Genomic DNA, 25,656 nt, shown 5'->3' on the forward strand with positions numbered 1-25,656 from the left:
GGCCGCATGCCGAAGGTGGTTCTGGTCACGGGGATGCAGGCTGCGGGGAAGTCGACGATCGCGCCGCTGCTGGCGAGTCGGCTGGGTCCGCCCGCCGCAACACTGGATGGCGACGTGTTCTACCACGGGGTCGTTGCCGGCGGCGTGGACATGACGCCTGACCCGTCACCCGAGGCGCTGCGCCAATTGGAGCTTCGGTACGACGCCTCGGCGCTGATCGCGCAGCACTACGCCGACGCCGGATTCGATGTCGTCTGCAGCGACAACATCTTCGAGCACCACGTCGAGCGCTGGTTCGGCAAGCTCCACGGCGTCGACCCGTACCTGGTCATGCTGACGCCGTCCGTCGAGTCGGTCGCCGAACGCGAACTCGCGCGCGGGGGCAACAACGCCTACCGCGACTGGCAAGGCGCGTCCGGCAGTCTGCTCGATGCCGTCCGGGCCTTTCAGACGTACGTCGACAACACGCCGCGCCGGGGCCTGTGGCTGGACACGTCCGACCTGACCCCGGAGGAGTCGGTCGAGGCGATCCTCGCGGACCTGCCGAAGGCGCGCTGGTAGCTCAGACCGCCGAAACCCCGAATGGCCTCAGGCCGCCGAGACCGCGGTCGGCCTCAGGTCGCCGGGGTCTCCTCATGGTGGTGGTCCTCGTGCTCGACCATGGGGGAGACGGGCCAGTCGTCCGGGTAGTCGGGGGCCAGTTCCTCGGCCTCGGCGAACAGCCGCTTGCGGTACTTGCGGGAGAGCCGGTCGCCGAACACCATGCCCTGGGTGTGGTCGGTCTCGTGCTGCAGGCAACGAGCCAGCAGTCCGGTGCCCTCGTACGTGACCGGGTTGCCGTGCTGGTCGACCCCGGTGACCCGGGCGAAGTCCGGTCGGGCGCATTTGGTGAACGCGCCGGGCAGCGATAGGCAGCCCTCATCGCCCTCGTCGAGGCGGCGGTCCTTGCCCTCGGGCAGCTCGATCACCGGGTTGCAGACGACGCCCTGGACGCGGTTCCCGTCCTTGTCCGGGCAGTCGAACACGAACACCTGCAGATCCACGCCGATCTGGTTGGCCGCCAAGCCGACACCCTCGGCCGCGTTCATCGTCGCGACCATGTCGGCGACCAGCGTCTGCAACTCGTCGCCGAAGTCCGTCACAGGCTTGTTGACCCGGTGCATCACGTCCTCGCCCCACCGGGTGATGGGCCGCACCGAACCGTTCGCAGGCAAGTCAGACATGCCGGAAATCCTAGCCGCCCCGCCGGCCGCGACCGGCCGGGTGGGTGCCGGGTGGCACACCGCGCCACCCGGCACCAGCCGCTACTTGCTGTTGACCTCGTCGCGCCAGGCGACCCACTCGCGGAGCAGACCAAGGTCGTAGTCCGGCCCGGAGGACGAGACCGTGAACAGCCGGGTGCCGACGTCGAGCAGCGACTTGCCCAGGTCCTCCGGCGACTTGTTGCCGACACCGGCCGACCGCTCGATCTCACCCGGGTCGCGGCCGATCGTCTTGCAGTGCTCGTCCAGGACGGCGTGCTTGTGCGCGATCGTCTCCGCGTCGCCGAACCCGTGCCAGATGTTCGCGTGCTGCGCGACCAGCTTCAGCGTCTTCTTCTCACCGCCGCCGCCGATCAGCACCGGGATGTCCCGGGTCGGCCGCGGGTTGAGCTTGGCCCAGCGCCGCTCGATCCGCGGCAGCGCCTCGCCGAGCGCGTCCAGCCGGCCGCCCGCCGTACCGAACTCGTACCCGTACTCGTCGTAGTCCTTCTCGAACCACCCCGAGCCGATGCCGAAGATCAGCCGGCCGTCGCTGATGTGGTCGACCGTACGGGCCATGTCGGCGAGCAGGTCGGGGTTGCGGTAGGAGTTGCAGGTGACCAGGGCGCCGAACTCGATCCGCTCGGTCGCCTCGGCCCAGGCGGCGAGCATGGTCCAGCACTCGAAGTGCAGGCCCTCCGGCTCACCGCTCAGCGGGTAGAAGTGATCCCAGTTGAACGCCACGTCGACGCCGATCTCCTCGGCCGCGGCGACGGTCCGCCGGATGTCGGCGTACTGGGCGTGCTGGGGCTGGATCTGCAGGCCGATCCGCACCGGGAAGGCGGCGTACGGACGGTCGGTGGACTCGGAATCTGTCATGGTGGAGATCCTATCCGGCGTTGCGGAGGACCCTCCGGATCAGCCCGGTATCCGAACGTTCAGGGGGTACGACGCGATGGCGGACGAGACCGAGATCGACGAGTTCGCACGACTGTTCACCGGGTTCCTGGAGCGGATGCAGCAGCACCGCTCCGGCCGCGACCGGGAGAGCCTGCGGGACCGGCTGCGCGACCATCTCGGCGCCGACCCCGAGCAGGTGCCGGTGGTGGCGGCGAGCTTCCCGTCGTACGACCTGCCGAACGTGCAACTCGCGGTCGAGGCGTGGTTCGACTCGTTCGAGGTGGTCGGGCTGGCCGGGTCGAACCGCGGTCACCACTCACTCGGTGAGCTGCTCGAACTCGCGCAGTACGACCGGTTCGGCATCGGCGCGGTCGACTACCAGCGGCTGCAGGTCGACGTCGACAGGGAGATGGACTGCGTCGCGTTCGGGTTCTACCTCGGGGCGCGCGGTGAGGATCGGTACGTCGCCCTGTTGCGGGCCGCCAGCCCGCAGTACGGGCGGATGAGCGTCGACCTGGAGGTGCTGGCGACCGGGCAGGCGAACAGGTTCCTCGATGCGCTGCCGGAGCTGATCCGTGAGCACAACATCTTCCGCGGGAAGGTGGTCTCGTTCGAGGGGCACGAGTTCGGGCACGGCGTGGGTCCGTTCCGGTTGCATCCGCGGCCGGGGATCACGCGTGCGGACGTCGTACTGCCGGAAGGTGTGCTGGAGCGGGTCGAGCGTGAGGTGATCGGGATCGCCGACCACCGCCAGACGCTGCTCGATGCCGGTCAGCACCTGCGTCGTGGGGTGCTGCTGTACGGTCCGCCCGGGACGGGGAAGACGCACACCGTCCGGTACCTGTTGTCGCGGCTGCCGTCGTTCACCGTTGTACTACTGGCCGGGACGAGCATCGGATTCATCTCCCAGGCGTGTGCGCTGGCGCGGATGCTGCAGCCGGCTTTGGTGGTGCTGGAGGACTGTGACCTGGTGGCGGAGGCTCGCGACTTCTCGCACGGGATGGAGAACCCGCTGCTGTTCCAGGTGCTCAACGAGATGGACGGCCTCGCGGAGGAGGCCGACGTCGCCTTCCTCCTCACCACGAACCGCGCCGATCTCCTGGAGCCCGCGCTGATGCAGCGCCCCGGCCGCGTCGACCTGGCCGTCGAGGTACCCCTCCCGGACGCCGAGGGCCGCGCTCGACTCCTGGACCTCTACGGCCCGGACCTGAACCTCCGCCCCGCCGTCATCGACGAGATCGTCGCCCAAACGGAAGGTACGACGGCTTCGTTCATGAAGGAGCTGGTACGCCGTACCGTCCTGCTGGCCGCGGAGTCAGGAGCCACCCCCGACGCCGACCACCTACGGACCGCGGTAGCCGAGCTCCTTTCGTCCCGCGACGCCCTCACCCGCCGTCTCCTCGGTGCAACTGGCGGAAACGTCCCGGATTACACCCCGCCCCCGGCCGCCGTACCCGGCGTCTACCCGGGCTCAGCCGGATGAGTGCATAGGGGACGGCCCGGCCACCACATCCCACGCCACGATGGTTGCACTGTCCAAACCGTTGCCGTCGTGGACGGCCTGCATGGTGTGTTGCACTGCTCCTCTGGCCGCCCCTTCGGCGAATTCCGCGATGAGATCTCCACAGACGTCCAGAACTCCATCGGTGACCAGTGCGATCCGGGTCCGTCCCGGTCGGAGCGCGTGGACGCCCGAGGCGAAGCAAGGCACCTCCAGTTGCAAGCTGTCGACCCGGCCGAACCACTCGTAGAACGAGCGCTGGTTCAGCGCGTACTGACCCAGTTCGGTCAGCTCCGGGTGTACCGCGTACGCCACGCAGTCGCCGATGCTCAGCCACAACAGGTAGCGATCCTTGCGAGCCACAGCCAGCACTGAGGTCTCGCCCTGGAGTTGGCTGGTGTCCGCGTCCATGAACAGCTGCAACAGGTGTGTACGCACCACGCTCAACGCGGACGAGACCGGCAGCTCCATCAGATCGGGCAAAGCCGGGTCTCCCTCGAGCAACTCCACGGCGAGCGCTGAACTGTCCGCGCCGGCATGCCCGTCAGCAACCGCGGCGAACTCCCAGTCCGCCCCTTCCATCAGAAACGCGGCGTCCTCATTCTTCTCGGCCCCCGCTTCGGTTCGACCGCCGTACCGCCCAAGCACCAGTCGCCCAACCGCCTCGGCCGAGGGCCGATCAAGATGCCCCTCCTCACCACCCACCCATCGCACACGCGAACCCTAACCCCGGCCGCAGTGCTTCGCGGCGTGCATGATCGGCGCCCGCCGGGCGGGCACTACCTGATTTCCACCGCGCGGTACGACCCGGATCGGGCATCTGCTCCGGATTATGGAGAGGGAGGTAAGCGCTAGGGTCGGCGCATGAAATCGAGGATTGCTCCGGTCCGTTGGACGCCTCCGCCTGCGCCGCCTCGCCCGGAACCCACGAGTATCGACGTCGAGACTGTCGCGTTGCCGGGGAAGGGGCCGGAGGACACGCTGATCGACGACGACGGCAGCGTGCTCACCGGGCTGTACGACGGACGCATCCTGCGCGTCAGCGCGGACGGGAAGACGATCACGACACTGGCCGATACCGGCGGGCGGCCGCTCGGGCTGGAGTGGCTGCCGGACGGGAAGGTCCTGGTCTGCGACGCGAACCGCGGCCTGCTGACACTCGACAAGGACGGGCGGGTCACGACGCTGCTGTCCGAGGTCGAGGGCCGGCCGATGCGGTTCTGCAACAACGCGGACGTGACGCCGGACGGGACGATCTACTTCACCGACTCGTCGACGCGGTTCGGCATCGACGAGTGGATGGCGGACCTGCTCGAACACTCCGCGACCGGGAGCGTGTACCGGCTGACGCCGGACGGCGAGCTGACGCGGCTGACCACGGGCCGGGCCTTTCCGAACGGCGTGGCGCTGAGCGGCGACCGCCGTACGCTCTTCTGGGCCGAGACTGCGGCGTACGGTCTGTACAAGCTCGACCTCACCACGGACGCCGCCGAACCTCAGCTGGTCACGGCGATTCCGGGTCTGCCGGACAACATCGCGCGCGGCTCCGACGGTCTGATCTGGGTGACGATCGGCTCACCGCGCAACGCGCTGCTGGACTTCCTGCTGCCGAAGCCGCCGGTCCTGCGCACCCTCGTCTGGAACCTGCCCGAGGCCCTGAAGCCCAAGGCCGCCGACGTGATCGAGATCCAGGCGTACGACGACAACGGCACGCTGGTCCACGATCTCCGCGCGCACCATCCGAGCTTCCACATGCCCACCGGCGTCCGCGAACGCGACGGCCGCGTATGGCTCGGCAGCATCGCCACCAACACCCTCGCCACGTTTCCCACGCCGCCCCGCTGAACCGGGCGCGGGCCGCCGCCGGCTCGACCTGTCGTCGGCCGGCGGCGGTGCGCGCCAAGGGCTGGGAGCGGCCCGTCAGAGCTCGGGCTTCGGCGGCGGAACCTCGCCGCGCGGCTGCGGCGACTCCGGTATGTCGGTTCCGGCGTCGTGCCCGTTCCCGGCGACGACCAGGGAGAAGTCGTCACCGTGGATGCTCACGCCCTCGATGACTGCCGCTTCGACCGCCTCCGAGCCGATCGCACGCCGCAGCATCAGAGGATCCGTGCGCAGGTCCTTGGCCAGCGCGACCGCGAGCCCGACCATCACCAGCGCGAACGGCAGTGCGGCGACGATCGTCAGATTCCGCAGGCCGGTGAGGGCTTCGTCGCCGCCACCGCCGACCAGCAGCATCACCGCCGCGACGGCACCGGTGAGCACACCCCAGAACACGACCAGCGGCTTCTTCGGCTCGATCGCGCCCCGCTCCGAGAGCGTACCCATCACGAGGGACGCGGCGTCCGCACCGGACACGAAGAAGATCGCCACCAGGACGACCACCAGGATCGTCGTCACCGCGGCGAGCGGGACGTGGTCGAGTACGCCGAACAGCTGGGCCTCGGTGGTCGACTGACCGGCGACGTCGACCCCGTTGCGCTGCAGGTCGATCGCCGTTCCGCCGAAGATGCAGAACCAGACCAGGCTGACCAGGGACGGCACCAGCAGGACACCGGTGACGAACTGCCGGATCGTCCGGCCCCGGCTGATCCGCGCGATGAACATCCCCACGAACGGCGTCCAGGAGATCCACCAGGCCCAGTAGAAGACCGTCCAGCCGGACAGCCAGGTGGCCATCGCGTCGCCGCCGCTGGCCTCGGTCCGCGCCGCCATCTCGGCCAGGTCGCGGAAGTAGTCGCCGATCGCGGTCGGCACCAGGTTGAGGATCAGCACGGTCGGCCCGGCGACGAAGACGAACAGCGCCAGGACGACGGCCAGCACCATGTTGATGTTGGACAGCCACTGGATGCCCTTCGCCACTCCGGACACCGCGGACGCCACGAAGGCCGCGGTGAGTACGGCGATGACGCCGACCAGCACGGCGTTGCCGGTCTTGTCCAGCCAGCCGAGGATCTGGACACCGGAGCCGATCTGGAGCGCGCCCAGGCCGAGGGACGCGGCGGAGCCGAACAGCGTCGCGAAGATCGCGAGACTGTCGATCACCTTGCCGATCGGTCCTTCGGTCCGGCGGCCGAGCAGCGGGGCGAACGCGGAGCTGATCAGCTGCGACCGCCCGCGCCGGAAGGTGCCGTAGGCAATGGCTATGCCGACGACCGCGTAGATCGCCCACGGGTGCAGGGTCCAGTGGAACAGGGTGGTCGCCATCGCCGTCTGGAGCGCGGGGGCCGAGCCGGCCTCGACGGTCCCGGGCGGCGGGCTGGTGAAGTGGGTCAGCGGTTCGCTGACGCCGTAGAACATCAGGCCGATGCCCATGCCGGCGCTGAACATCATCGCCACCCAGGACACGGTCTTGAACTCGGGTTCCTCGTCGTCGGCGCCGAGCGGGATCCGGCCGTACCGGCCGGCGGCCAGCCAGAGCACGTAGACGACGAAGCCGGAGGCCAGCAGGACGAACAGCCAGCCGGTGTTGGTCTCGACCCAGGTCAGGGCCGAGGTGGACGCCGTACCGAGACCGGTGGCGTCGGCGAAGCCCCAGCCGACGAAGGCCAGGGCGATGACCGCGGTGACACCGAAGACGACGCGGTCGAGGCCGGAGCCGCGACTTCGGCTGCCGGGCGGCGGTGGTGCTGCGATCGCGGGATGTTCTGCATGGTCGGGGTTCGTGTTCTCTGCCGGGCTGTCGATGTCGATGGCCACAGGTGAATCACGCCTCGCTTCGGCGCGCCTCCGTTTCGTTTCGTCAGGGGAACTGCCGTACGACCGTGTCGGAGATCGTGGCAAAACGCAACTAACGTGGTCTCGGCCACACTCGCGAAGTCTTGACGCACGGATCAGGGCTTAGGGTGCGCTCATGCGATTCGGCATCACGATCCTGCCCGAGTACCGGTGGAGCGAGGCGGCACCGCGCTGGCGGCGGGCGGAGGAGCTCGGCTTCGACCACGCCTGGACCTACGACCACCTGACCTGGAGCGGTCTGCAGGACTCGCCCTGGTACGGGACGACCCCGACGCTGACCGCGGCCGCGCTGGTCACGTCCGCCGTCAAACTAGGCACGTTCGTCACCTCGCCGAACTTCCGGCACCCGCTCACCCTCACCCGCGACATCCTGGCGCTGGACGACGTCTCGAACGGCCGGTTCCTCTGCGGTGTCGGCTCCGGCGGCGGGATCGACACCACCATCCAGGGCGGCGAGGAGCTGAGTCCGCGGCAGAAGGTGGACCGGTTCGAGGAGTTCGTCGTACTGCTGGACAAGCTGCTGACCACGGACGGTGTCGACTTCAAGGGGGAGTACTTCGAGACGCGGAACGGCCGGACGCTGCCGGGGTGCGTGCAGCAGCCGCGGGTGCCGTTCGTGATGGCCGCGAACGGGCCCCGGTCGCTGAGGCTGGCGACCAGGTACGGCGCCGGCTGGGTGACGACCGGAGTGAAGTCACCGGACTTCGATACCTGGTTCGCGTCCGTGGCGGACCTGAGTCACCGGCTGGACGACGTACTCGCGGCGCAGGACGACGGGGCGGATCAGGACGGCGGGGCGGGGCAGCGCGGTTACAGCTCGTCGTTCGACCGCTACCTGGCGCTGGACTCGGCCCGCTTCTCACTGAGCAGCGTGGACGCGTTCGAGGACGTGGTCGGCCGTGCCGCCGAACTCGGCTTCACCGACGTGATCACCCACTGGCCCCGCGCCGAGGGCGTGTACGCCGGCTCCGAGGACGTGCTGGAGGCGGTGGCGGCGGAGGTCATCCCCCGTTGGCGTTGGCGCGGACCCAGGCCGGGATGACGTACCAGAAGACGGTGAACCAGACCAGGACGATCGCGGCGATCAGAATCGCCATTCCCCGGGACAGGACGACGTCCAGCGCGAGGAGGACGCCGCCGGCCATCGCGATGACGAGGAACGCCAGTCCGGCCGCGGCCATGTGACCGGCGATCGGCAGCATCCGGTCGCGCAGCCTCTGGCGGTAGACCAGCCGGTGGAAGGACACCGGCGCGAGGAAGAGGCCGACGGCCAGCGCCGACGCGACCAGCGTCGCGGCGTACACGTCGTGGGTGAACTCGTCCGCCTCCTGGAACTTGGCCTGGAAGGCGATGCTGAGCAGGAACGCGAACAGGATCTGGGTGCCGGTCTGCGCCAGCCGCAGCTCCTGCAGAAGTTCGTTCCAGTGCCGGTCCAGCCGCTCGGCCTCGTCCTCGCCGCCGCGGTCGTACCGAGCCTCACGATCGGTCATGTCCCAGACGGTACCCGTTCTGGAAACGGCGAAGGGGCCGCACGCCGGTCGGTGTGCGGCCCCTCCGCTTCGGATTCGAGAAGGGTTGATCCTGGGGATCAGATCGGGCGGATGTTCTCCGCCTGCAGGCCCTTCTGGCCCTGGGTGATCTCGAACTCGACCCGCTGGTTCTCGTCCAGCGAACGGAAGCCCGACATCTGGATGGCCGAGTAGTGCGCGAACACGTCCGCACCACCGTCATCCGGGGTGATGAAGCCGAAGCCCTTGTCAGCGTTGAACCACTTGACAGTACCGACAGCCATTTGTGTCTATCTCCTCGATGGCTTGTAACAATCCGCGACCCACACCTCATGAGCCACGCGTCGCCGAAAGGCCCCAGACGACAGACCGGCCATGCAGCACAGCAAAAGTCAGGGAGTCCAAAACTGCAACGCGATAACTGTAGCCGTTATCCGGCCGTGGGGAAGGGGTGACCACGAACACGTGTCGCTAATAGTCGCCGGTCGCCACGCTCCGTGTCTGTCCCGATTCACTTCCCGGGGCGCCCGGGCCGGCCCGGAAATCGCCCCGCGACCTGCTGATTTGCGGTCGCGACCCGGCCCTGAGGGTCGCATCGTCGGACAATCCACCGGTACGCCGGGTGATGGACGCGCGAACCTGATCGAATGTCCCGGCGTGTCGCGCGCCTGTGGACAATCGTTGCGCGATACGCAATGGTGACCGGAAGGAGGACGGTTGATCGTCAAGGTGACCCGCAGCGGAGGTTTCGCCGGCCTGATTGCCGAGGGTGAGCTAGACACTGCGTCCGAGCCGGACGCGGCCGAACTCGAGGCCGCGATCCGCGCGCTCGACCAGGACAGACTCGGCACCGGTCGGCCGCAGCCGGACCGGTACGTGTACCGGCTGGAGGTGCGCGACGCCCCGAATGCGGACGCCACCCACCTCACCGTCGCCGAGCAGGACCTGGACCGGACCACGGCCTGGCTACTGGACCGAGTCCTGCAGCGCTAATGGCCCGGCGTCATGCCGCCTCTTCACAAAGCTGTCGCCCAGGACAGTCATCCTCGCACTCTGCCATCCGCACGCGACGCCGAGCCAGCACCGGCTCGTCTGCCGTCATGGCGACCAGCGCGACGATCGCCAGCAGGCCGCCTACCAGTGCCACACTGCGTACACCGGTACTGTCGAGCAGCGCACCGCCGAGTACCGCACCCGCGGCGATCCCGACGTTGAAGGCGGCGTTGGTGCCCGCGGAGGCGAGGTCTGTGCTGCCTGGCGCAACCTCCAGCGTCCGGTTGAGCAGGCCGATCGCCAGCATGCTGAAGGCCATCCCGACGAGCGCGATCAGCAGCACGGTCGGCGCCTGCTGGTGTCCGAGCGAGTACAGGCCGAGCAGCGACGCTCCCACCAACGCCAGCGGCAGGGCGACCGCAGCCCACGAGTCACGCTCGAGGACCCGGCCGATGAGCAGAGTGCCGGCCAGGCCACCCAGTCCGCAGGCCAGCAGGATCGGTCCGAGTGCACCGGAGTCGAAGCCACTGATGTCCAGGAGGAACGGGGTGACGTAGGTGTTGAAGGTCAGGAAGCCGGCCACTCCGACAGCCGTGCTCGCTACGAGTACGGCGTACCGGCGTACATCGGGAGCGCTTCCCCGACGGGACCCGGCCTGGCAGGCGTTGACGCGCGGCAGGAGGCTCACCACCCCGAGGCCGGTCGCTGCCCCGACGACGGCCATCAGAACGAACGGAATCCGCCAGCCGGCCTGCTCGCCGAGCCAGGTGCCGAGCGGGACACCGATCACCGGAGCGAGCGCGGAGCCGATCGACAGCTTGGCGACCACGCGGGCGCGAAGACCGGGCGGGAACAAGCCGGTCGCGATCGGGAAGATGATCGACCAGAAGAGCGCGTGCGACAGCGCCGTCAGCAGCCGCCCGACGAGCAGCACCTCGTACGTCGGCGCCGCCGCGGAGACGGCCGCTCCGACGGCCATCAGGCCGAGCGTGGCACCGAGGACGAGCCGGCGGGGGAGACCGAGGGTGAGCCGGGCCAGCGGGATGGCGGCCAGCACGACGATCACGGCGTACCCACTGACCAGGAGGCCGACATCGGAACGGTTCCGGCCCAGGTCCGCCGCGATCACGGTCAGTAAGCCGATCGGCAGGATCTCGATCGTCACGTAGGAGAAGGTTCCGGCGCCGAGAACGGCGAGCGCGGCCTGGGTTCGGCGGGACGTGTTGAGCATGACGTCACCTGTGATTCCAGTAAATTGGGTTATTGGTGGTAGCATGTCACGTATGGCTGAAGCGCGCAACGAGGTATTCCGGATCGTCGGAGGGCATCCCGCCCTCGAGCTGGTGAACACGGTCGCCCCGCGCGTCGTCGGCGGTGCGGACGACGAGCATGACTACATCCCGGACGCCGGCCGGCTGCTGGCATGGAGCCGGCGGACCGGGTTGCTCGACGAGGCCGAGGCGGCCGCTGTCGGCGCGGCCTGGGGCAGCGCGCCGGGCGCGGCCGAGCAGGCGCTGCATGCGACGGTCGAGATCCGTGAGGCTGTCTACACCGTCCTCAGTCGACGTGACCAGTCCGCCGAAACGGCTGCTGCGCTTGAGCTTCTGACGCTGCGGTGGTCGGCGGCCGCGGCCCGTTCGATGCTCGTCCCGGGCGGTGCTGTCGCCGAGTTGATGGTCGGTACGTCGCCCGCGTCGATGATTCCGGACCGGTTGGTCAGCGCCGCGGTCGAACTGCTGCGCACCGTCGACCTGCGGCAGTTGCGTTCCTGCCCGATCGAGGAGGGCGGCTGCGGCTGGCTCTTTCTGGACCGCAGCCGGAACGGGTCGCGCCGGTGGTGCTCGATGGAGGACTGCGGGACCCGGGCCAAGATCCGCAAGCTCAGCGAACGCCGCCGATCTGCTTCCACTGACTGACCATTTTGCCGGTACGGCGAACGGTCGCTCACCGTCCGCATTCGCGTGAGACGTCAACAACGCGTGTCGAAAGGTGCGAACTGTCCGTCCGACCTGTCATCGTAGGCGGCCCGGCCTTCCGACCGCGACGGGCCTGGCCGGGCCTGCCCCGAACACGGGGCCGGCTGACGAAACAGAAGTTGGAGGACAGATGACGCAGGTGGCAGAGCAGCCGGGCAGTACTGCCGGGCGGCTCGGCTCGGTGGTGCTGGACTGCCCGGACCCACTCGAGCTCGCCCAGTTCTACTCGGCGCTGCTGGGGCTGGAGATCGACGAGAACGGTGACGACGACTGGCGGAGCCTGACCGGCCCCGGCTCCTCGCTCGGGTTCTCGACGCTGGCCTTCCGGCGCTCGGAGGACTACGTGCCGGCCACGTGGCCCGGCGCCGACGCGCAGGATCTGCACCTCGACCTCATCGTCGAGGACCTCTCCAGCGGACACGCCCGGGTGACCGCGCTGGGGGCCGAACCGCTCGACCCGCTGGACCCACCACCCGCTGAGAACGCCCGCGGCTGGCGCATCTACGCCGACCCCGCAGGCCATCCGTTCCGGATCTGCCTCGAGTAGGCGCTGATCCGAGAGCCCGCCCCGGCCAGCCGGCCGGGGCGGGCTTCTGCTTGTGTCAGGCCCACTCGCCGCTGCCGTTGAACGGGAAGTGGCGGCCCTCGACGTACCGGGGACGCGGCTGATAGCTGTTCACACCCGGCTCGCCGCGCAGGTGGAACGCGCTCGGGTACGGCACCTCCGGATCGGTGATCCGCGTGGAGGTCGGGATGTAGCGGATCGTCAGCCCGCACCGCCGGTTCGGCGAGGTGTTCGCGTTGCTGCCGTGGACGATGTTCGGGTGGTGCACCTCGACGTCACCGGGCGCCAGCACCATGTCGACGGCCCGCGACTCGTCCACCTCGACCGCGATCTCCTTGCCGAGCACGCTCTCCACCCCGGTGTTGTCCCGCATGCCGGCCACCTCCGACCGATGGCTGCCGGGAATGACCCGCACGCAGCCGTTCTCCGGTGTCGAGTGGTCGACGGCCAGCCACAATGTCACCACCTTCATCGGTTCGAGCGGCCAGAACGCCGCGTCCTGATGCCACAGCACCGGTTGACCGGAGTACGGCGGCTTGGAGATGTAGTGGGACGCGAACAACGCGATGTCCGGACCGACGAACTGTTCCGCGATGTCGAGCAGCCGGTGGTCGCTCACCAGCCGGACCCAGAACGGGTCGTCGCGCAGGTACACGTGCCCGAGCTGCTCGGGCCGTACGTCGGGATGCCGGGCCTGGAGCCACTCGACATGATCGTTCACCTCCTTGATCAGTCCCTCGTCGATGACATCGCGGAAGATGACATAGCCGTCACGTTCGTACATTGCTGCTCCTTGGAGGGTCGCCGTACGTCCATGCTCCCGGCGGAACTGGTCCGGCGACTAGCAGCGAGCTGACGAGAACTTGTAACCTCTTGATGTGGACCAGGTGCTGCGGTTCGAGCGCACGCGTTCGGCCGGCCGTATCACGCGGCCCGGGTGCGGATCCCGGCGCGGGCCCGCGACACCGAGTTGCACACCCATGCCGACTTCCACGAGTTCATGGGCGTCGTGTCCGGCGGCGGCGAACACCTGCTGACCACCGGCACCCAGCAGTTGCGGCCGGGTGACGTGGTCCTGGTCCGGCCCAGCGACCGGCACGCGATCCGCGGCTCGGCACCCGACGGCCTGGAGTTCGTGAACATCGCCTTCCCGAGTTCGGCCTGGCAAGGGTTTCTCGACCTGACCCGGTCCAACCCGACGGCGAGTTGGGCGGCCGCGCGACAGCCCGTCGCGTTCCACGCGCCGGAGGCGATCGCCGTCTTCGAGCAGGCCCTCGAACGCTTCCAGCACGACCCGGCCGCGTACGACCTGCTGCGCTTCTGGATCGACCTGCTCCCGCTGGTCTCGCCTCACGAACCCACAACCCGCCCCGGGACGCCAGACTGGCTGGCCAAGGCCTGTACGGCGATGCGCGCCGAGGACAACCTCCGCGGCGGCGTGCCGCGACTCCTGGAACTCGCCGGCGTCAGCGCCGCGCACCTCTCCCGCTCGATGCGAGCCGCGTACGGCGTGACCCCGACCGACTTCGTCACCGACCTCCGCCTCGAACACGCGGCGTCGTTGCTAGCAGCAACAAACGACCCGGTCGCGGCCGTCGCCGTCCGCTCCGGTTTCGCCAGCCAGTCCTACTTCAGCCGCTGCTTCACCGCCGCCCACCACCTCCCACCCCGCGAGTTCCGCCGCCGCTCCCAACGCGCCTTCGTGCCGTAACCACATCCACCGATCGGTTGATGTGGGGAAGCGCCTCGGCCGGGATTCTCGAGACATGACAGCAATCGAGATCGAGAACCTCCGCAAGACCTACGCATCGCGGACGGCGGTCGACGGCATCACGCTCACGGTGGACTTCGGTGAGATCCACGGGATCGCCGGCACCAACGGTGCGGGTAAGACCACCCTGGTCGAATGCGCCTCCGGACTTCGGCGCCCCGACAGCGGCGTACTGCGGGTTCTCGGCCTGGACCCGCGGACCGGTCGCCGTGCGCTACACCAGCGGATCGGAGTGCAGCTGCAGGAATCCGCGCTACCGGATGCGCTGAAGGTGGAAGAGGCGTTCCGGGTGTACGCCTCGCTGTACGACGATCCTGCCGACTGGCGCGGGTTGATGGCGGACTGGGGGCTGCTCGAACGCCGGCGCGCTCGGTTCGGCAGTTTGTCCGGCGGCTGGAAGCAGCGGCTCTTCATTGCGCTCGCGCTCGTCGGCAGGCCGGAGGTCGTGTTCCTCGACGAACTTACGACCGGTCTCGATCCGGCCGCCCGCCGCATGACGTGGGGACTGATCAAGAGATTGCGCGACGACGGCTTGACCGTCGTCCTGGTCACGCACTTCATGGACGAGGCCGAGGCGCTGTGCGATCGGGTGTCGATCGTCGACGACGGGCGGATCCTCGCGACCGGGAGCCCGAGCGAACTCGTCAGCCTGGCCGGCGCCGACTCCCTCGACACGGCATACCTCGAACTCACCGGAAAGGACCTGTCGTGAAGGGCATCCTGAACGTCATCGCGATCGAGCTGACGCTGATCGTCCGGGACCCGATGTCGGCCTTCTTCGCACTCGCGTTCCCCGTCGTGCTGCTGTGGGTCAAGATGCGCGGCGGTGACGACCTGCCCGGCGGAGTTCGCGAGATCGACGCCACCGTGCCGATGCTCAGTGTCTTCGTCATCGGCCTGGCCGCGCTGGTTGTGCTGCCGGGGACCCTCGCCCAGTACCGCGAACGCCGCATCCTCAAGCGACTGCTGGCGACGCCGGCGGCTCCTGGCATGCTGCTCGGTGCGCAGTGGGTCGCGCATCTGTTGCTGGCTCTGCTCGGTACGGCGGTCCTGGTGCTGACCGGAGCGATCGGCTTCGATCTGGCGGCGCCGGCGAGCGTGGTGAAAGTGGCGATCGCCTGGATCCTGGGGGCGTCGAGTTTGGGCGCGATCGGGATGCTCATCGGTGCGCTCGTGCCGAACAGCCGAAGTGCGACGCTGGTCGGGCTGACCGTGTTCTTCCCCATGGTGTTCGTGTCCGGGGCGATGGTTCCCCGGGAGTTGACGTCCGGTGCGATGCGGACAGTCGGGGACCTGACGCCGATGGCTCCGGTGGTCTCGACGATCCGTGCGGCCTGGTCCAGCGGCGACCTGTCCGCCACTACGCTTGCGCTCATGGCGATCATCACTGTCGTCGCCACCGCGACGGCGGCCAAGGTCTTCCGCGCGTGAGCACCGCCCCGATCGAGCGGTGGGAGCGGGCGCTGCCGGCGTTGCCGTACCTCTTCCTGCTCGTCCCTGCCACCTTCGCCCTGCTCGACGAGTGGCGACCGCTCGTCCTGCTGCTGACCATGGTGGGCGTCGGCTGGACCGCCGGCCTCTACCGGCCGTCCGGGGCCCGCGAACGCCTCGCATTGGTCTACCTCGTGGGGATGCTCGCCGTGCTCGCGGCCCTCGTTCACCAGGACTCGCTGTTCTCCGTGACCGGTGTCGGCCTGTTCGTCCAGGTCTTCACGCTCCTGCCGGGTTGGAAGGCCTACGCCGGTGTCGCCGCGACCTCCGCCGTACTCGTGCTGGCTCGTCCTCGCGGCACCGACACCATTCGCGAACTGCTGGCGTCGTTCGTCGTCGCACTCCTGATCGCCTCGGCGACCGGCATGCTCTTCAACGCCGTCGCGCGCCAGAGCGAAGAACGGCGCCAACTGATCAACCGCCTGCGGGAACTGGCCGAGGAGAACGCGGACCTGCAGGCCCAGCTACTCTCGAGCGCTCACCAGGCCGGCGTCCTCGACGAACGTCGGCGGATGGCCCGCGAGATCCACGACACCATCGCTCAGGCCCTCACCGGCATCCTCACTCAGGTGGAGGCTGCTGAGGACGAGGGTGGACCGACACGCCGCCTCGACACCATTAGAGCCCTTGCGCGTGACAGTCTGGACGAAGCCCGCCGTTCAGTCCACGCTCTACGCCCCGCCCAACTCGAGCATGACGACCTCGTGTCCGCCCTCCGGCAGACCGCGGACAGGGCTGGGATTCCCGTGGCGGTTGCAGTGACCGGCGACCCGAGGGCGTTGCATCCAGAGGTGGAACACACACTGCTCCGGGTGGCACAAGAGGCCCTGACCAATGTCGGCAAGCACGCGGAGGCGACGCGCGTGGGCGTCACTCTGTCCTACATGGACGACGTGGTAGCTCTGGACATCCGTGACGACGGCAGAGGCTTCACCGCAGGTACGACGGCCGGCGTCGGTCTGATCGGAATGCGACAACGGGTGACGCGGCTCGCCGGTTCGTTCGAGGTCGAGAGTACGCCTGGCGAGGGAACCGGGATCTCCGCCACTGTGCCCGCCATCCAGGCTCCTGACCGCCGGGAGGATCGGTGACGATCCGGCTGATCATCGTCGACGACCATCCGGTGGTCCGGGACGGCCTGCGCGGGATGTTCGCCGCGGACGACGCCTTCGAGGTGGTCGGCGAGGCAGGCGACGGACCTGAGGCGTTGGCCCTCGCCCGGCAGACCGAGCCCGACGTCGTACTCATGGACCTCCGGATGCCCACCATGCCCGGCGCCGAGGTCATCCGCCGCCTCCGCGAACAGCAGCCAGGCGTCAGGGTCCTGGTCCTCACGACCTTCGGCGACGACACCGACGTACTGCCCGCGATCGAGGAGGGCGCCATCGGATACCTGTTGAAGGACACACCGCGAGCGGAGCTTCGACGTGCGGTCCAGGCAGCCGCTCGCGGTGAAAGCGTCATCTCACCGGCTGTCGCCGAGGTGCTGAAGCGCCCCGAACCGCGACACACCCTCAGCTCCCGGGAGGTCGAAGTACTCGGCTTGATCGCTGGTGGAGCGACCAACCGGGACGTTGCCGCGCAGCTGTTCATCACCGAAGCCACGGTGAAGACACACCTCATCCACATCTACGCGAAGCTCGAGGTCAGGGACCGCGCTGCTGCAGTGGCCGTCGCCTACAGGTCAGGCCTGCTGTAGTGCCTTGCGGATCCGTTTCTCCGAGACGGGGTACGGCGTACCGAGCGTCTGGGCGAACAGGCTGATCCGGAGTTCCTCGAGCATCCAGCGCACCTCGAGCAGCTCCGGGCTCGGTGACTTCCCGGTCGGTACGGCGTCGAGGCGGGCGCGGTACTCGTCGTCGAGGGTTTGGACGATCGCCATGCCCGAGCGGTCCCGCATCGCGTTCGCGGCCACCTTGTCCAGCCGCTGCTCGATGCCCTTGAGGTAGCGCACCACATCCGGCAGGCGCTCGGCGCCGGTCTCGGTGATGAAACCGCGATGCACGAGCCCTTCAAGCTGACCTCGTACGTCGGACAGCGTCGCCAGCAGCGCCGGACTCGAGGCCCGCGAGATCTGCCGGTCGACCGCCCGCGCATGCGACAGCACCTGCTCGACCTGCTTCAGGATCGCGAGCACAGTGTCGGCCAGGTCGGCTCGTACGGCGTCCCGTAGCCGAGCGAAGTCGTCACGGTTCCATGCCGGCCCGCCCGCCGCGGTCATCAACTGATCCACGGCCGCGGACACCGCGTCGTCGAGCAGATCACCGACGTTGCGGTGCGGACCACCCATCAGCGTCATCTTGGCCTGGTTCGACAGGTTCCGCTGGACGACGTCGATCACCGAAGGCATCGTGAGCAGCAGCAGGCGCCGAGTCCCGGCCCACATGGACGCCGCCTGATCGCGCTCGGTCTCCTGCAGCCGGACTGCGACCGTCTTGCCCTCGTCGACCAGCGCCGGATAGCCCGCGACGGTGAGACCGTTGCGGTGCTCGGAGAAGCTGCGCGGCAACTCGCCGAAGGTCCAGTCGCTCAGACCGGTCCGTTCCAGCCCGCTGACCGCCTTCGACGCGACCTGCGAGATCGCGGCCTTGGTCTTCGGCTTGAGCCGTTCCTTGAGCTTCGCGAGGTCCTTGCCTTCGGCCACGGTCTTGCCCTTGTCGTCGACCACCCGGAACGTCATCCGCAGGTGCTCGGGCACCCGGCTCCAGTCCCAGTCGCCCGGCTCGATGACCACGTCGCGGAGGTTCCGCAGTTCACGGGCGAGCGCGTCGGTCAGCGGACCGGAGGCCGGATCGAGCCGGGGGAGGACCTGACGGGCGTGGTCGGGGGCCGGCACGATGTTCTTCCTGATGGCCTTCGGCAACGACTTGATCAGGCTGGTGACCAGCTCCTCGCGGAACCCGGGCACACTCCACTCGAAACCGTCCGCGGTGACCTGGTTCAGCACCAGCAGCGGGATGTGCACGGTCACGCCGTCCGCGTCGGTCCCGGGCTCGAAGGCGTACGTCAGGTCGAAGGTCATCCCGTTCCGCGTCCAGGTGAGCGGGAACTCCTCCTCCTTGACCTCCGCACCCTCACGGACCACCAGCGACCGCTCGAAGTCGAGCAGGTCGGGATCGCGCTGCCGTGCCTTCTTCCACCAGGTGTCGAAGTGCCGGCCGGTGACGACCTCGCTGCCGATCCGCTCGTCGTAGAACGCGAACAGCGTCTCGTCGTCGACCAGCAGGTCGCGCCGCCGGGTGCGCTCCTCGAGCTCCTCGACCTCCTCGATCAGCTTGCGGTTCTCGTGGAAGAACTTGTGGTGGGTGTCCCAGTCGCCCTCGACCAGCGCGTGCCGGATGAACAGTTCACGCGACACCTCCGGGTCGACCTTGCCGTAGTTGACCTTGCGCCGCGCCACGATCGGAACGCCGTACAGGGTGACCTTCTCGTAGGCCATCACCGCGCCGGCCTTGCGTTCCCAGTGCGGCTCGGAGTACGTCCGCTTGATCAGGTGCTGAGCGAGGTCCTCGGCCCACTCCGGCTCGATCTTCGCGTTCACCCGCGCCCAGAGCCGGGACGTCTCGACCAGTTCCGCGGCCATCACGAACTGCGGCGGCTTCTTGAACAGGCCGGAGCCCGGGAAGATCGCGAACTTGGTGCCGCGGGCGCCGATGTACTGGTGCTGGTTCGCCGGGTCCTTCATGCCCAGGTGAGACAGCAGGCCGGCCATCAGCGAGATGTGCACACTCTGCGGGTCGGCCGGCTCGCCACTGTTCAGGGTCACGCCGATCTGGCCCGCGACCTGGCGGAGCTGGGCGAAGATGTCCTGCCACTCGCGGACCCGCAGATAGTTCAGGTACTCGCTGCGGCACATCCGGCGGAACTGGTTGCCGGACAGCTCCTTCTGCTGCTTCTTCAGGTAGTTCCAGAGGTTCAGGTAGCCGAGGAAGTCGCTGTTCGGGTCGCGGAACCGGGCGTGTGCCTGCTGCGCCTGTGCTTCCGCCTCGATCGGGCGTTCGCGCGGGTCCTGGATGGACAGCGCGGCCGCGATCACCATCACCTCGCGGACGCAGCCGTGCTTGTCCGCCTCGACGATCATCCGCGCCAGCCGCGGGTCGAGCGGGATCTGGGCCAGCTGCCGGCCGACCGGGGTCAGTCGGCGGTGCGCGCCCTTCGGCGTCTCGATCGCGCCGAGCTCGGTGAGCAGTTGCAGGCCGTCGTTGATGCTGCGCTTGTCCGGCTCGTCGATGAACGGGAACGCGGCGATGTCGCCGAGCCCGATCGCCGTCATCTGCAGGATGACCGAGGCCAGGTTGGTGCGCAGGATCTCCGGGTCGGTGAACTCCGGCCGGCTCTCGAAGTGCTCCTCGGAGTACAACCGGATGCAGATACCGTCGCTGGTCCGGCCGCAACGGCCCTTGCGCTGGTTGGCGCTCGCCTGCGAGACCGGCTCGATCGGCAGGTGCTGGACCTTGGTGCGATGGCTGTAGCGGGAGATGCGCGCCGTGCCGGGGTCGATGACGTACTTGATGCCCGGGACGGTCAGCGAGGTCTCCGCGACGTTGGTCGCGAGCACGATCCGCCGGCCCCGTGATCCGGCACTCTGCGGTTGGAAGACCCGGTGCTGCTCGGCGTTCGACAGCCGGGCGTACAGCGGCAGTACTTCGACCGCACCCGGACGGCCGCGCTGCGCGGCGTACTTGTCGTTGAGCGCGTCGGCCGTGTCCCGGATCTCGCGCTCACCGCTGAGGAACACCAGGATGTCGCCGGACGGCTCGAGCGACAGCTCGTCCACCGCGTCCAGGATCGCCTGGGTCTGGTCCCGCTCGATCGTGCTCGGCTCGTCCGGGTCGTTGATCGGGCGGTACCGCACCTCGACCGGGTACGTCCGGCCGGACACCTCGACGATCGGGGCCGGCTTGCCCTCGCTGTCACTGAAATGCTCGGCGAACCGTTCGGGGTCGATCGTCGCCGAGGTGATGATCACCTTGAGGTCAGGGCGGCGGGGGAGGAGCTGCTTGAGGTAGCCGAGGATGAAGTCGATGTTGAGGCTGCGCTCGTGCGCCTCGTCGATGATCAGCGTGTCGTAGCGGGTCAGGTCCCGGTCGCGCTGCAACTCGTTCAGCAGGATGCCGTCGGTCATCAGCTTCACCAGCGAGCGGTCGCTCACCTTGTCGGTGAACCGGACCGCGAAACCGATCGTCTCGCCGAGCTCGGTGCCGAGCTCCTCCGCGATCCGCTCGGCGACCGTCCGCGCGGCCAGCCGACGCGGCTGCGTGTGCCCGATCATGCCGTGGACGCCACGCCCGAGCTCCAGACAGATCTTCGGGATCTGCGTGGTCTTCCCGGAGCCGGTCTCACCGGCGATCACCACGACCTGGTGCTCCCGGATCGCGTCCGCGATGTCGTCCTTCAGCTGACTGACCGGCAGCTCTTCCGGATACGAGATCTCCGGTACGGCGAGCCGCCGCAACTCCACCCGTCGCTCGGCCTGCTCGATCGCGCCGACCACACCGAGCAGCGCCTGCTCGCGCTTCCGGGTGTCCTTGATACTGCGAACCCGCTCCAGCCGCCGGCCGAGCTGCTCCCGGTCGTACACCGTCAACCCGTCAAGCCGAGGCAAAACCTCATTCAAACTCACTCCGGCCACCCCGGACTCGCCGGTCTGCGCAGCTCCCGTCGTACTGGGTTTGCTGCGTTCTGCGGCTGCCGCGGTGTTGGGTTTGCCGGGTTGTGCGGCTGCCGCGGTGTTGGGTTTGCCGGGTTGTGCGGCGGACGGCGTACCGGAACCGGTTGGTCCGGCGCCCCCACTCGGTCTCCGCCCGCGACGACGCGGCCTCCGCGGGCGCGCCGCGGGATCCTGCTCAGGACCGGCAACTGGGGAGGGACTCGACGACTCGGTCCGTGCATCAGGCATAACCAGACCAGTCTAGGCGTCCACCCCCAGCCCTTCACCTGGGTTTCGGTCGTGTGCGACGCCCCCCCGCCTACTGGGCGGCACCCGTCCGCGGCGGTGGTGGTCCGGCAGACACGACTAGTCGCGGGTGGAGGGAGCCTTGACGGCGAGAACGGGGACGGGAGATTCGAGGAGGACTCGTTGGGCGGTGCTGCCGAGGATGAGTTTGCCGACGGGGCTACGGCGGCGCAGGCCCAGGACGATGAGGATGACGTCCTCGCCGGCGGCAGCCTTGATGAGCTCCCCGGCGACGTCGCCGGTCGAGACTGCCTGCTGGATCGTGACGTCGACGCCGCGCTCGCGCAGGGCGGCCTCGGCGGCGGCGAGCTCCTCGGCGTTCGCATACCGGCGGTTCACGTAGGCGTCGCCACGACTCGTGTTGAGGAGCAGCACGGACGCGCCCCGCAGTTCCGCCTCGGCCGCCGCGGCCGCCAACGCGGCCTCGCCCTCAGGAGTTGGCACGTAGCCCACCAGGATCTTCACAGGCCTACTCTCCCATCCTTGGTCCCTGCCGGAGCTCAGGCGGTTCGTGAGCGGGTCGGGTCACTGCCATCTCGCTCGTTGCTTGACTCTTCCATTGATGTGAGGGATTAGCGTCGAACGCATGGTTGAGCTGCAGGTGGTACTGCCCGACGAATCCCCGTCCATGCCGCCGGAGCGGCTGACCGACCTCGCCGTCGCGGCGGAGGAGCTCGGCTACGGTACGGCTTGGTTGCCCGACCACCTGCTGCCGCCGGGAGAGTTCGGCCCGACGTACGGCGGTGTCTACGAGCCGCTGGTGACGATCGGATTCCTGGCCGCCCGGACGACTCGGATCCGGCTCGGGACGTCCGTGCTCGTGTTGCCGATGCGGAGTCCGTACGTCGTCGCGAAGCAGGCGGCGACGCTGCATCGTCTCTCCGGGGAGCGCGTCGTCCTCGGGATCGGTGCCGGGTGGAACGCGACCGAGTTCGCCTCGGTCGGCGCGTCGTTCGACGAGCGCGGCCGTCGTACGGACGAGGGTCTGGAGATCATCCGTGGCTTGTTCGAGGGAGAGGACCGCGGAGGTGTGTTCGAGCCGAAGCTGCGGGCGCCGCTGCCGATCATGATCGGTGGTACGACGGGTCCGGCCTTGCGCCGGGCTGCTCGCTTCGGGGACGAGTGGCAGGGGCTGAGGCTGGACGGCCCGGGGTTCGCGGCCGCGGTCGAGAGGATCCGGGCCGAGGCGGTCCGGCCGGTCGAGGTGGGGACACGGCTCGACTGGCCGGGTGGGGACGTGGACGCGATCGTCAAGCTCGCTCACGAACTGATCGACGCCGGTGCCGAGACGCTCGCGGTTTCGTTCGGTGACGAGACCGGTGCGCTGGATCGGATGACGAGCTTCGCGCGGCTCCTGCCCCAGTAGCGCCGGCCCACGGCGCTCAGGATGGGGGCGTGAGTCGGTTGCGAAGAACTTTCCCGGTGGCGTTGCGGGGGAACTCGTCGAGGGTCACGATCTGACGCGGGGTCTTGTAGCGGGCCAGGTTGGCCTTGACGTGGTCCAGCAACTCCTCCTCGGTGGCCGGTTCGCGGAGTACGACGTAGCCGATCAGCCGCTGGCCGAACTCGTCGTCCGGTACGCCGACCACCGCCGCCTCGGCGACGGCCGGGTGACGGGCGAGGCACTCCTCGACCTCGACCGGGTACACGTTCTCGCCGCCGGAGACGATCATGTCGTCCTCGCGGCCGTCGACGAACAGCCGCCCGGCCCGGTCCAGGTGTCCGAGGTCACCGGTGCTCATCAGCCCGTCGACCACGGTCTTCGACGAGCCGTCGGAGTACCCGCCGAACACCAGCCCGCCGCCGGCGAAGATCCGCCCGGTCCGGCCGACCGGGACCGGCTTGTCGTCGTCGTCGAGGATCCGGACCGTACTGCCCAGACACGGCCGGCCGACGGTCCCGGGCGCCGCGATCAGGTCGGCGGAGGTCGCGATCGTGGCGATGCCGATCTCGCTGGAGCCGTACGCGTCGCACAGGATGGGACCGAACTGGGCGATGAACCGCTCGGCCAGTGGCGCGCCGAGCGCCGAGGCGCCGGAGATCACCGCGCGCAGAGAACGAAGGTCGTGCCGGGCGATCTCGGCCGGTCCGAGGTCGAGCATGCGACGCAGCATCACCGGTACGGCGACGATCGAGCCGGCCCGGGTCTGCTCGACCTGGGCCAGTACGACGCGAGCGTCGTACCGGCGGGACAGGACGATCGGCGACCCCAGGAGCAGCGCGAGCATCGAGGTGAGCAGACCGAGCCCGTGGAACAACGGCGGGCAGATGATCATCGGCTCACCGGACCGCAGCCCGAAGCGGTTGAGCGCGCTCGCGGTCAGCCCGGCGAGGCCCAGCGCGGTCGGGACGCGCGGGGCCGCCTTCGGTGTACCCGTCGTACCTGACGTCAGGATCGTGATGTGACCGGGCGTGGCGGGTTTGGGAGCCGCGGGCGCCTTCGAGCCGGCGAGGTGGTCGAGCTGCTCGGCCTGGACGGCCGGGGTGTCGGTCTGCGGCTCGAACTCCGCGTCGTGGATGAGTACGTCGGGTGCGTGCCGCTCGAGGACGGCCTGCAGTTGCGGGGGAGCGAACTCGGTGTTGACGAACAGCACGTCCGCGCCGACCCGAGACGCCGCGAGCGTCGCCTCGAGGAAGCCGCGATGGTTCCGGCACAGGACAGCAACCTTGCTGCCGGCAACGATCCCGTGGTCGGCGTGCAGGGCGGAGGCGATCCGCTCGCAGCGGCGGTCCAGTTCGGCGTACGTCGTACTGCCTGTTTCGTCGATCACCGCGAGACGGTCCGGGAACCTGATCGCGGCGATGGCGCCGAGCGCGGCCATCGACTGACCCCAGTGGCGCAGCGCCCGCTCGATGCCCACCAGGTGCGACGGGCGCGCCGGGCGCCATACGCCGGACTTGATCAGGGCGACGGACACGCCGCCGAGCTCGGCCGCGGTCTGCACCAGCCAGTCCGGCGGCCGGATCGGTGGGATCGGGCGCGGCGGCCTCACGACTGGTCGCCTCCTGTTGTCCGCCTGCGCTTGGAGCCGCCACCACTCAGCCGGAAGTACAGTTCCAGCAGCCGGTCGGTCGGGACGCGGCACAGGTTGCCGAGCAGCTCGGCGGGCCGGACCAGGGGCGGCGTGATGTTGTGGGTTCTTTCGGCGATCGCCGTACACACCTGATCCGCGGCCTGTTCCGGCGTCAGCCCCGGCATCTTGTTCAGCACCGGCGTCGGCTCGCTCATCCTTGTGTGCACGAGCCCCATGTAGACGGTCGACACGGTCACGCCGTCGCCGCGGATCTCCTGGGCGACACAGCGCAGCCAGACGTCGAATGCGCTCTTCGACGCCAGGTACGCCGACCAACGCGCCATCGGCGGCGTCCGTACGCCGGCCGTCGACACGTTGACGATGTGGCCGGACCCGCGCTCGCGCATCGACGGCAGCAACTCGAGCACGAGCTTCGACGGGCCGAGATAGTTGATCGCATTCGTTCGCTCGATGTCGTGGAACCGCTGGTACGAGTCCGCGATCGACCGCCGGATCGACCGTCCCGCGTTGCTCACCAGCACATCCACATGCCCGTGGTCGCGGAGCACGTCCCGGACCAGCTCCTCGACGGCTGTCGGGTCGGCGAGGTTCACGGCGTACGTGAATGCCTCCCCGCCCGCGGCCCGGATCTCCGCGGCGACCTCCTCCAACCGCTCCGCAGTCCGCGCCACCAGCAGCACCCGGGCCCCAGCCCGGCCGAGGCGCCGAGCCGTCGCCTCCCCGATCCCGTACGACGCCCCGGTGACCAGCACGACCCGCCCCCGAACAGCCCCCGCCAACCGCTCATCCGAAACCCGCCGCCGCCCCTGCACCAGGGCAACCAACACCCCCCACCCCACCACCCGCCGCCCAAGCACCATACCCAGACATTACCCGCAGGTAGCCCCTCACGGCAGCCCCGCGGGACAGCCGACAGTGCGAGGGGGGCGGGGGGAGCACCCGGCCGCGGGGAGCGCAGCGGAGGGCGCGCAACACGACGAAGGC

25 protein-coding genes are annotated in these 25,656 nt (G+C 69.0%); 13 read left to right on the forward strand and 12 right to left on the reverse strand.

Annotated features, from left to right (window positions below; translation table 11 throughout):
• The first annotated feature begins 6 nt into the window (after positions 1 to 6).
• A complete protein-coding gene (locus tag ACYVOK_RS08170) occupies positions 7 to 561 on the forward strand; it encodes an AAA family ATPase (protein WP_460661661.1) in 555 nt (184 codons plus the stop codon).
• Between the two features lie 53 nt (positions 562 to 614).
• Here ACYVOK_RS08170 and def read toward each other — a convergent pair whose 3' ends face one another.
• Complete coding sequence (def, locus tag ACYVOK_RS08175) at positions 615 to 1,223, reverse strand: peptide deformylase (protein WP_460661662.1); 609 nt, start codon at positions 1,221 to 1,223, stop codon at positions 615 to 617.
• An 81-nt stretch (positions 1,224 to 1,304) separates the two neighbouring features.
• Positions 1,305 to 2,120: an LLM class F420-dependent oxidoreductase gene (locus tag ACYVOK_RS08180; RefSeq protein WP_460661663.1), complete on the reverse strand. Its 816-nt coding sequence runs from the start codon at positions 2,118 to 2,120 to the stop codon at positions 1,305 to 1,307.
• Positions 2,121 to 2,196: 76 nt separating this feature from the next.
• On the opposite strand from ACYVOK_RS08180, the gene ACYVOK_RS08185 reads away from it, so the two are divergent.
• Positions 2,197 to 3,624 (forward strand): AAA family ATPase, encoded by a 1,428-nt coding sequence (locus ACYVOK_RS08185; protein WP_460661664.1) that lies wholly within the window; start codon positions 2,197 to 2,199, stop codon positions 3,622 to 3,624.
• Here the strand turns inward: ACYVOK_RS08185 and ACYVOK_RS08190 are convergent.
• Positions 3,613 to 4,347, reverse strand: a complete 735-nt coding sequence (locus tag ACYVOK_RS08190) for a protein phosphatase 2C domain-containing protein (RefSeq protein WP_460661665.1) — start codon at positions 4,345 to 4,347, stop codon at positions 3,613 to 3,615. The genes ACYVOK_RS08185 and ACYVOK_RS08190 overlap by 12 nt on opposite strands.
• Before the next feature lie 159 nt (positions 4,348 to 4,506).
• Here ACYVOK_RS08190 and ACYVOK_RS08195 point away from each other — a divergent pair, with 159 nt between their 5' ends.
• Entirely contained in the window at positions 4,507 to 5,487 is a 981-nt protein-coding gene (locus tag ACYVOK_RS08195; protein WP_460661666.1) for an SMP-30/gluconolactonase/LRE family protein, read from the forward strand.
• A 75-nt stretch (positions 5,488 to 5,562) separates the two neighbouring features.
• On the opposite strand, the gene ACYVOK_RS08200 is transcribed toward ACYVOK_RS08195, so the two are convergent.
• Entirely contained in the window at positions 5,563 to 7,338 is a 1,776-nt protein-coding gene (locus ACYVOK_RS08200) for a BCCT family transporter (RefSeq protein ID WP_460661667.1), read from the reverse strand.
• Positions 7,339 to 7,492: 154 nt separating this feature from the next.
• Here ACYVOK_RS08200 and ACYVOK_RS08205 point away from each other — a divergent pair, with 154 nt between their 5' ends.
• Positions 7,493 to 8,419 carry an LLM class flavin-dependent oxidoreductase gene (locus tag ACYVOK_RS08205; RefSeq protein ID WP_460661668.1) on the forward strand — a complete coding sequence of 309 codons (927 nt, stop codon included), beginning with the start codon at positions 7,493 to 7,495 and terminating at the stop codon, positions 8,417 to 8,419.
• On the opposite strand, the gene ACYVOK_RS08210 is transcribed toward ACYVOK_RS08205, so the two are convergent.
• On the reverse strand, positions 8,379 to 8,867 hold the full coding sequence (locus tag ACYVOK_RS08210) for a DUF6328 family protein (RefSeq protein WP_460661669.1): 489 nt from the start codon (positions 8,865 to 8,867) through the stop codon (positions 8,379 to 8,381). The two genes, ACYVOK_RS08205 and ACYVOK_RS08210, sit on opposite strands and share 41 nt — an antisense overlap.
• Positions 8,868 to 8,965: 98 nt before the next feature.
• Positions 8,966 to 9,169, reverse strand: coding sequence for a cold-shock protein (locus ACYVOK_RS08215; RefSeq protein ID WP_360533635.1), 204 nt, complete (start codon positions 9,167 to 9,169; stop codon positions 8,966 to 8,968).
• 433 nt (positions 9,170 to 9,602) lie between these two features.
• Here ACYVOK_RS08215 and ACYVOK_RS08220 point away from each other — a divergent pair, with 433 nt between their 5' ends.
• A complete protein-coding gene (locus tag ACYVOK_RS08220; RefSeq protein WP_460661670.1) occupies positions 9,603 to 9,878 on the forward strand; it encodes a protealysin inhibitor emfourin in 276 nt (91 codons plus the stop codon).
• Between the two features lie 10 nt (positions 9,879 to 9,888).
• Here ACYVOK_RS08220 and ACYVOK_RS08225 read toward each other — a convergent pair whose 3' ends face one another.
• Positions 9,889 to 11,109: an MFS transporter gene (locus ACYVOK_RS08225; RefSeq protein WP_460661671.1), complete on the reverse strand. Its 1,221-nt coding sequence runs from the start codon at positions 11,107 to 11,109 to the stop codon at positions 9,889 to 9,891.
• A gap of 52 nt (positions 11,110 to 11,161) precedes the next feature.
• Between ACYVOK_RS08225 and ACYVOK_RS08230 the strand changes: the two genes are divergently transcribed.
• Both ACYVOK_RS08230 and ACYVOK_RS08235 read left to right on the forward strand, forming a co-directional pair.
• Positions 11,162 to 11,794, forward strand: coding sequence for a CGNR zinc finger domain-containing protein (locus ACYVOK_RS08230; RefSeq protein WP_460661672.1), 633 nt, complete (start codon positions 11,162 to 11,164; stop codon positions 11,792 to 11,794).
• Between the two features lie 190 nt (positions 11,795 to 11,984).
• Positions 11,985 to 12,401: a VOC family protein gene (locus ACYVOK_RS08235; protein WP_460661673.1), complete on the forward strand. Its 417-nt coding sequence runs from the start codon at positions 11,985 to 11,987 to the stop codon at positions 12,399 to 12,401.
• A 55-nt stretch (positions 12,402 to 12,456) separates the two neighbouring features.
• Here the strand turns inward: ACYVOK_RS08235 and ACYVOK_RS08240 are convergent, their stop codons facing one another.
• Positions 12,457 to 13,203, reverse strand: coding sequence for a phytanoyl-CoA dioxygenase family protein (locus ACYVOK_RS08240; RefSeq protein ID WP_460661674.1), 747 nt, complete (start codon positions 13,201 to 13,203; stop codon positions 12,457 to 12,459).
• Positions 13,204 to 13,356: 153 nt separating this feature from the next.
• Here ACYVOK_RS08240 and ACYVOK_RS08245 point away from each other — a divergent pair, with 153 nt between their 5' ends.
• From ACYVOK_RS08245 to ACYVOK_RS08265, 5 genes are read left to right on the forward strand one after another with little or no spacing between them, the layout of a single operon-like run.
• The gene (locus ACYVOK_RS08245) at positions 13,357 to 14,130 is read left to right on the forward strand and encodes a helix-turn-helix transcriptional regulator (RefSeq protein WP_460661675.1); all 774 of its coding nucleotides are present in this window, start codon (positions 13,357 to 13,359) and stop codon (positions 14,128 to 14,130) included.
• 55 nt (positions 14,131 to 14,185) lie between these two features.
• Complete coding sequence (locus ACYVOK_RS08250) at positions 14,186 to 14,902, forward strand: ABC transporter ATP-binding protein (RefSeq protein ID WP_460661676.1); 717 nt, start codon at positions 14,186 to 14,188, stop codon at positions 14,900 to 14,902.
• Positions 14,899 to 15,621 carry an ABC transporter permease gene (locus tag ACYVOK_RS08255; RefSeq protein WP_460661677.1) on the forward strand — a complete coding sequence of 241 codons (723 nt, stop codon included), beginning with the start codon at positions 14,899 to 14,901 and terminating at the stop codon, positions 15,619 to 15,621. Before ACYVOK_RS08250 ends, ACYVOK_RS08255 begins: the two co-directional genes overlap by 4 nt.
• Positions 15,618 to 16,772, forward strand: coding sequence for a sensor histidine kinase (locus ACYVOK_RS08260; RefSeq protein ID WP_460661678.1), 1,155 nt, complete (start codon positions 15,618 to 15,620; stop codon positions 16,770 to 16,772). The genes ACYVOK_RS08255 and ACYVOK_RS08260 overlap by 4 nt, the downstream gene beginning before the upstream one ends.
• Entirely contained in the window at positions 16,769 to 17,380 is a 612-nt protein-coding gene (locus tag ACYVOK_RS08265) for a response regulator (RefSeq protein ID WP_460661679.1), read from the forward strand. Before ACYVOK_RS08260 ends, ACYVOK_RS08265 begins: the two co-directional genes overlap by 4 nt.
• On the opposite strand, the gene hrpA is transcribed toward ACYVOK_RS08265, so the two are convergent.
• Positions 17,366 to 21,286, reverse strand: coding sequence for an ATP-dependent RNA helicase HrpA (gene hrpA / locus ACYVOK_RS08270; protein WP_460661680.1), 3,921 nt, complete (start codon positions 21,284 to 21,286; stop codon positions 17,366 to 17,368). The genes ACYVOK_RS08265 and hrpA overlap by 15 nt on opposite strands.
• A 411-nt stretch (positions 21,287 to 21,697) precedes the next feature.
• Positions 21,698 to 22,102: a universal stress protein gene (locus tag ACYVOK_RS08275; protein ID WP_460661681.1), complete on the reverse strand. Its 405-nt coding sequence runs from the start codon at positions 22,100 to 22,102 to the stop codon at positions 21,698 to 21,700.
• Between the two features lie 121 nt (positions 22,103 to 22,223).
• Here ACYVOK_RS08275 and ACYVOK_RS08280 point away from each other — a divergent pair, with 121 nt between their 5' ends.
• Positions 22,224 to 23,003 carry a TIGR03619 family F420-dependent LLM class oxidoreductase gene (locus tag ACYVOK_RS08280; RefSeq protein WP_460661682.1) on the forward strand — a complete coding sequence of 260 codons (780 nt, stop codon included), beginning with the start codon at positions 22,224 to 22,226 and terminating at the stop codon, positions 23,001 to 23,003.
• A 16-nt stretch (positions 23,004 to 23,019) separates the two neighbouring features.
• Here ACYVOK_RS08280 and ACYVOK_RS08285 read toward each other — a convergent pair whose 3' ends face one another.
• Both ACYVOK_RS08285 and ACYVOK_RS08290 read right to left on the reverse strand, forming a co-directional pair.
• The gene (locus ACYVOK_RS08285; protein ID WP_460661683.1) at positions 23,020 to 24,630 is read right to left on the reverse strand and encodes an AMP-binding protein; all 1,611 of its coding nucleotides are present in this window, start codon (positions 24,628 to 24,630) and stop codon (positions 23,020 to 23,022) included.
• Positions 24,627 to 25,532 carry an SDR family NAD(P)-dependent oxidoreductase gene (locus tag ACYVOK_RS08290; protein WP_460661684.1) on the reverse strand — a complete coding sequence of 302 codons (906 nt, stop codon included), beginning with the start codon at positions 25,530 to 25,532 and terminating at the stop codon, positions 24,627 to 24,629. The genes ACYVOK_RS08285 and ACYVOK_RS08290 overlap by 4 nt, the downstream gene beginning before the upstream one ends.
• Positions 25,533 to 25,656: the final 124 nt, after the last annotated feature.

The sequence above is a fragment of the Kribbella swartbergensis genome (assembly GCF_054784135.1).